The sequence below is a fragment of the Longimicrobium sp. genome, assembly GCF_036280135.1.
Lineage (GTDB): Bacteria > Gemmatimonadota > Gemmatimonadetes > Longimicrobiales > Longimicrobiaceae > Longimicrobium.
Genome location: NZ_DASURI010000939.1, coordinates 1 through 6,117 on the forward strand (window position 1 = coordinate 1; position 6,117 = coordinate 6,117).

A 6,117-nucleotide genomic window follows, 5' to 3' on the forward strand; every position below is an offset into this window, starting at 1 on the left:
GGAACTGCTTTTCACGCAGAGGGAGCAGGGGCAGCAGAGTACCCATTTCGGCACGGAATGAAGTACTCTGCTGCCTCTGCTCCCTCTGCGTGAGATATTTTCTGTTGGTTTTTGTTCTCTGCTACGGCTTTGTGGGGCAGAATTGTTGATGAAAGATGAGGCGAAAGCACGGATCTGGATTAGGAGCACACGGGCGATGTGGCAGGCGTGCGTCACCCGCGCCCCATTCGGGGGCACGGGTGGGACAGAAATTCGTCCGTATCGTTTTCTGACACACAAACACGCGATGGGGGCGGCGCCGCGCATCTGCGCTGGGGATGCGGCGTTGCGGAGATCCGCACCCTTTCCGCCACCGGGGGCACCGGCCTTGCCCTCCGGCGGGCCACCTGCCTCGGCCGGTGTGGCGCTCCCGAGACGCTCCCGCCGCGGCACATCCATCCGACCTCGCAGGATCAGACTCATGATCTACCGCCCGCAGACCCAGCCGCTGCGGATTCACCTCCTCGGCGGCCTGAACGTATATCGCGGCGAGCAGCCGCTTCCCGGGTTTCCCACGCAAAAGTCCCGCGGCCTGTTCGCGTTCCTGGCCCTGAACCACGGGCGCAGCCACTCGCGCAGCACGCTCGTGGGGCGCTTCTGGGGCGAATCTCCCGAGAGCGTGGCGCGCAAGAACCTGCGCACGGACATCTGGCGCATCCGCACGGTGCTGGAGCCGGCCGGCGTGGAGCCCGGCTCGTGCCTGGCCGTGAGCCAGGACGAGGTGTCGCTGGCCAGCAGCGTGGACCACTGGCTGGACATCCACGAGTTCGAGGAGACGCTGGACCAGGCCGGCACGGGCGAGCCCGGCGAGGCGCAGGCCCGCCTGCTTCGCCACGCCGTGGAGCTGTACCGCGGCGACCTGCTGGAAGGCGTGTACGACGACTGGGTGATCTTTGAGCGCGAGCGGCTGCGCCTGCGCTACCTGGACGCCCTGGACCGGCTGATCCGCCACCACGACGCGCGCGGCGAGTGGACGGAGGCGGCGGCGTACGCCCAGCGCCTGCTGGCCAACGACCCGCTGCGCGAGCACGTGCACCGCGCCGTCATCCGCTGCAACCTGGCCCTGGGCGACCGGGCCGGCGCCCTGCGCCAGTTCGACACCTGCGCCCGCCTGCTGCGCCAGGAGCTGGAGGTGGAGCCCTGCGCCGAGACGCTGGCCCTGGCGGCGGAAGCGCGGGGCGTGGAGGCGCCCTCGGCCGCGCGCGCGCCGGCGGTGCCCTCGCAGGCGACGCCCGCGGCCATGGACGAGGTGCTCACCCGGCTGCGCGCGGCGGCGCAGTGGCTGGACGAGACGGGCGAGCAGGTGCGCATCGTCATCCGCGACGTGGAGCGGGCGCGGGCGCTGTCGGGCCCCGCGTCTCAACCCGCCTGAGCGGCGCCGGCACGGAGAGACGCGCCGGAGACGCCCCTGCGGCGCCCGCGGATCACCATACAGGCCGCAACCCCGAGGTTGCGGCCTGTTCCGTTTGACGGCCCTCACCCCTTCCGCACGGGTCCGGATGCCCGCCCAGCCGCCCACGTCCCAGACGTTCATCCTGCGCGTGTGGCTGGAGCCCGGACCCGGCGGCGACGCCGGGGAGTGGCGGGGCGAGCTCAAGTCCGTGCCCGGCGGAGAGACGGCGTACTTTCGCGGGTGGAACGGCGTGGGGCCGGCGCTGCGGCGGGCGGTCGAGGAGCAGGGAATAGGGAATAGGGAATAGCGGGAAAGAACCGCGACGCAGTCGCGGTTGCGTGAGGGATGCGCGCCCGCAGGGCCGAGAGCCCGGAGTGGGACGGCGCACGCAGCCCGGCCCCGGCCTGCCGGGGACACGCCCAAACCAGCCGTTCAATCCGTTCGATCCGTTGCAGCAGTCCACGGAATCCGTGCCTCCATCCATGGCTCCGCCCGAGCGTCGCTGAATGCCCAACGTGCACGCGGTCCACTCGGTGGGCCATTCGCTGGTGACCTGGCTGCGGAACTCGTACCCGCGCGACCTGCGCGACGTGACCGAGTGCGAGTTCGTGCTGCTGTCCAGCGGCGAGATGGGGACCAAGGACGAGCGCGGGCCCGCCCTGTCGCTGTGGCTGTACCGCGTGTCGCACAACGAGCACCTGCGCAACGCCCCGCGCCGCGCCGACCACGCGCACCGGCCGCCGCCCCTGCACCTGGACTTGCACTTTCTCCTCACCGCCTGGGCCGACAACGCGCTCGCGGAGCACACGCTCATCACCTGGGCCATGGACCGCCTGCACCGCAACCCCGTCCTCGACGCCAGCACCCTCTCGCCCGAGGGCGGATGGGGGCCCGACGACCGGCTGCAGGTGCTCCCTGCGGAGATGGGCATCGAGGAGATGATGCGCATCTGGGACGCCGTGGAGCCGGGCTACCGCATCAGCGTGTCGTACGTCGTCCGCGTGGTGCGGATCGATCCCGACGCGGAGCCGGATTTCGCGCCCGTCGTGGCCACGCGGATCGCCGTCGGCGCGCCGGAGCGCGTGCGGTGAGCGCGGAGACGATCGACCGGCGCGTCCTGGCGGCCCTCCGCTTTCGCGACGCCGTCACGGGCGCCACGGTGGCCGCCCCGCTGGACGTGCGCGCGGCGGGCGCACGCTGGATCCGCAACCGGCGCGGCTGGTGGATCCTGGCCGGCGCGCCCGGGCTGGAGGCGCACACGGCGAGCTTCGCCGCGCCGCCGGCCGCGCCCGCGTTGGGCTCCGTCGCGCTGGGCGTGCGCGTGGCCGATCCCGCCGGGCGCTATCTGCCGCGCGTCGTCTCGCTCGCGCTGCCGCGCAACCCGGACCCGCTCAAGGCGGACAAGCCGGACTCGCTCTTTCAGCCCGTGGAGGTGGACCTGTTCCCGTCCCCCGCCGCCGCCGTGTCGCCCAACTGGGCCGTGCTTCGGGTGAGCGCATTGGGCGCGGACGGGCCCCTGGCCGGCGCGCTGCTGCGCGTGGTCCGCAAGGCGTCGCCCACCACGGTGCTGGGGCAGGGGATGACGGACGCACGCGGCGAGGGATTGATCGCCGTGGCCGGCATCCCCGTCACCACGTGGGAAGAGGAGCAGGGAAGCGTGCTGGCCACGGAGGTGGAGGCGCGCGTCGACCTGTTCTGGCAGGCCGGCGCCGGTCCGCCGGACCCGGACGCGCTGGGAAAGCTCAAGAAGGCCACGAAAACGGCGACGGTCAAGCTGGCCTCCGGCCGGCACGCGACGCTGAGGATGTAACGGCAGGGAACAGGGAATAGGGAATAGCGGGATCGACGATGGCTGCCGCGGCTGGACACGGCTGCAGCGTCGGAAATTCCGGGATCGATGCTGATCGTCCGTGGCGGATGATCGGACGCGGGAGAAGGAACGCCGTCGCGGGGATGGGCGGTGGAATGGGCGCGGCCGGGGCGGCCGCGCGGGCCGATGACACGGGGTCACGGGACCGCAGCGCGCGGGCCGCCCCCCACTCGCACAGGGAAAGGAGACGGAGCCATGGCGGAATACCTCGCACCGGGCGTGTACGTGGAAGAGACCAGCTTCCGCGCCAAGTCCATCGAGGGCGTGAGCACCAGCACCACCGCCTTCGTGGGGCCCACGCGGCGGGGGCCCACCGCGGCGGCGGGCCGGGCGTCGGACGGCGACGCGCTGCCCTCCAACACGCCGGAGCTGGTGACCAGCTACGCCGACTTCGAGCGCATCTACGGCGGCTTTGGCCCCGTGGACGGCCGGGAGAACTACCTGGCCCACGCCGTCCGCGCCTACTTCAACGAGGGCGGCGCCCGGCTGTACGTGGCCCGCGTCTTTACCCCGCTGGCCGCCGGCGACGGACAGACGGGCAACGGCGAGTGGAACGACGGCCGCGCCCGCTCGCGCGCCGTGCTGAGCGCCGGCGCCGGCAACAACCTGCGCACGGCGCGCTTCGTGGCCCGCTTTCCCGGCCAGGCCGGCAACGGGCGGCTGAGCCTGCGCAAGATCTACCAGCCCGCCTCGGCCGAGACGCTCGCCAAGGCGTACCCGGGCTCGTTCGTCCGCGTGGGCGGGCAAAAGGCGGCCTCCGCCGCGCGCGTGGCGTCCACCCTCCCCGCGCCCTTTGCCGTGGCCGACGCGTCCACGCTGGAGCTGCAGGTGAACGGCGGCCAGCCGGTGACGCTCACCTTCCGCGGCCTGCCGGCGGAGATCACCAGCAACAAGATCAGCGCGCCCCTCAACCTCGCGGGCGCCGAAACCCTCGAGCGCACCCTGCGCGTGACGGTGAACGGCGGAACGCCGCAGGACGTGGTGGTGGACGCGCGCGCGTACGACTCGGTGGACGCGCTGGCCCAGGCGCTCACGGGGCGCATCGACGGCGTGGAGGTCTCCGTCACGGACGGCGAGAAGCTCACCCTGCGCACGGTGCGCCGCGGCATCGGCGCGTCCCTCTCGGCCGTGGGGGCCAAGTTCGGCTTCAAGACGCAGGCGCAGACGCAGGAAAAGGACGCCGCCAAGAACACCGTCCCCGACCTGCGCAACGTCACCGTCACGGACCTGAACAACCTGCTGCGCGAGCACGGCGCGCGGGCGTCCGTCCGCGAGGGCCGGGTGGAGATCTCCACCATCGGCACGGGCGCGACGTCCTCGCTGCGCGTGGCCGGCGGCTCGGGCCTCACGGGGCTGGGGCTCACGGCACACGAGCAGGGCGAGATGGCCCGCGGCGAGGAGGGACCGGCCCGCGGCTGGTTCCGGCTGGAGGACGGCCGGTGGGTGAACGCCAACGCGCAGCCGCTGGACCTGGCCAACCTGGCCACGCTGGGCGGCGCGGACCTGGTGACGCTCGTGGTGGAGACGGAGGACGGCGACGGTCAGCGCGCCGCGTACGAGGGGCTGGCGCTGGGGCCGGGGCATCCGCGCTTCCTGGGCGCCGTGCTGGGCGAGACGCCGTCGCGCCGCTCGGACTGGCTGGAGCAGCCGTACGCCTACGTGGCCGAGGCGCCGTTCAACGCGCACCAGCTGCACGACGCGCTCTTTGGCGAGGACGAGCGGGCCGTGGTGGAACTGGGCGGCGGCAACGACGGCGACGAGCCCACCGACGTGGCCTATCAGGACGCGCTGCGCAGCCTGCTGCCCCTGGAGGAGATCAGCATCCTGGCCGCGCCGGGACACACGGCGCTGCAAAGCTGGGCGGCCATCCAGCGCGTGCTCATCAGCCACGTGGAGCGGCCGCGCGCGTACCAGATCGCCGTGCTCGACACGCCGGAGGGCGGCGCCATCAGCGGCGCGCGCGACGTGCGCAGCCGCATCGACAGCAAGTACGCCGCGCTCTACTTCCCCTGGGTCACCGTCGCCAATCCGCAGTGGCGTCCGGGCCGCGCGGACGTGCCGCAGGAGATCAACCTGCCGCCGTCGGGCTTTTTGGCCGGCATCTACGCCCGCAACGACGTGCAGCGGGGCGTGCACAAGGCGCCGGCCAACGAGGTGGTGCGGGCGGCGCTGCGGTTCGAGACGGACATCAACTTCGACGAGCAGGGTGAGCTGAACCCCATGGGCGTCAACTGCCTGCGCTTTTTCCCCGGCCGCGGCTACCGCGTGTGGGGCGCGCGCACGGTCAGCAGCGACCCCGAGTGGAAGTACGTGAACGTGCGCCGCTACTTCAACTACGTGGAGCGCAGCATCGACGTGGGGACGCAGTGGGCCGTGTTCGAGCCCAACGGCGAGGCGCTGTGGGCCAACGTGCGGCAGACCATCTCGTCGTTCCTGTACAACGAGTGGCGCAACGGCGCGCTGCTGGGCACGGACCCCAAGGAAGCGTACTTCGTGAAGTGCGACCGCACGACGATGACGCAGAACGACCTGGACAACGGCCGCCTCGTCTGCCTGGTGGGCGTGGCGGTGGTCAAGCCCGCCGAGTTCGTGATCTTCCGCATCGGGCAGAAGACGGCGGACGCGCGGGAGTAACGGCAGTGCGAAAGTGCGGGAGTGCGAAAGTGCGAAAGCAACGGCACGGCACTCGTGCACGCGGGAGGAGATCGCGCGGCACGCGGGGCGCCCCCCTCCCCGACCCTCCCCCACAAACTGCGTGGGGGAGGGAGGTGGGTCCCAGCGGAGTGGCAGGCCGCGTCTCGCGATGCAGTTCTCC

General features: G+C 72.1%; 5 protein-coding genes. All 5 read left to right on the top strand.

All coding sequences use genetic code 11. From position 1 onward, the window contains the following. Nucleotides 1-460: 460 nt before the first annotated feature. Entirely contained in the window at nucleotides 461-1,411 is a 951-nt protein-coding gene (locus VFZ20_RS30220; RefSeq protein ID WP_329687692.1) for an AfsR/SARP family transcriptional regulator, read from the top strand. 127 nt (nucleotides 1,412-1,538) lie between these two features. Further along, on the top strand, nucleotides 1,539-1,739 hold the full coding sequence (locus VFZ20_RS30225) for a hypothetical protein (protein ID WP_329687693.1): 201 nt from the start codon (nucleotides 1,539-1,541) through the stop codon (nucleotides 1,737-1,739). A 199-nt stretch (nucleotides 1,740-1,938) separates the two neighbouring features. Next, nucleotides 1,939-2,523 (top strand): DUF4255 domain-containing protein, encoded by a 585-nt coding sequence (locus VFZ20_RS30230; protein ID WP_329687694.1) that lies wholly within the window; start codon nucleotides 1,939-1,941, stop codon nucleotides 2,521-2,523. Next, nucleotides 2,520-3,242 (top strand): hypothetical protein, encoded by a 723-nt coding sequence (locus tag VFZ20_RS30235; RefSeq protein ID WP_329687695.1) that lies wholly within the window; start codon nucleotides 2,520-2,522, stop codon nucleotides 3,240-3,242. Before VFZ20_RS30230 ends, VFZ20_RS30235 begins: the two co-directional genes overlap by 4 nt. A 255-nt stretch (nucleotides 3,243-3,497) precedes the next feature. Next, the gene (locus VFZ20_RS30240; protein ID WP_329687696.1) at nucleotides 3,498-5,936 is read left to right on the top strand and encodes a phage tail sheath subtilisin-like domain-containing protein; all 2,439 of its coding nucleotides are present in this window, start codon (nucleotides 3,498-3,500) and stop codon (nucleotides 5,934-5,936) included. Nucleotides 5,937-6,117 lie beyond the last annotated feature (181 nt).

Bases quoted from the DNA above. Each gene is read 5' to 3' on its own strand.
- VFZ20_RS30220 (WP_329687692.1), top strand. From the start codon at position 461: ATGATCTACCGCCCGCAGACCCAGCCGCTGCGGATTCACCTCCTCGGC.
- VFZ20_RS30225 (WP_329687693.1), top strand. From the start codon at position 1,539: ATGCCCGCCCAGCCGCCCACGTCCCAGACGTTCATCCTGCGCGTGTGG.
- VFZ20_RS30230 (WP_329687694.1), top strand. From the start codon at position 1,939: ATGCCCAACGTGCACGCGGTCCACTCGGTGGGCCATTCGCTGGTGACC.
- VFZ20_RS30240 (WP_329687696.1), top strand. From the start codon at position 3,498: ATGGCGGAATACCTCGCACCGGGCGTGTACGTGGAAGAGACCAGCTTC.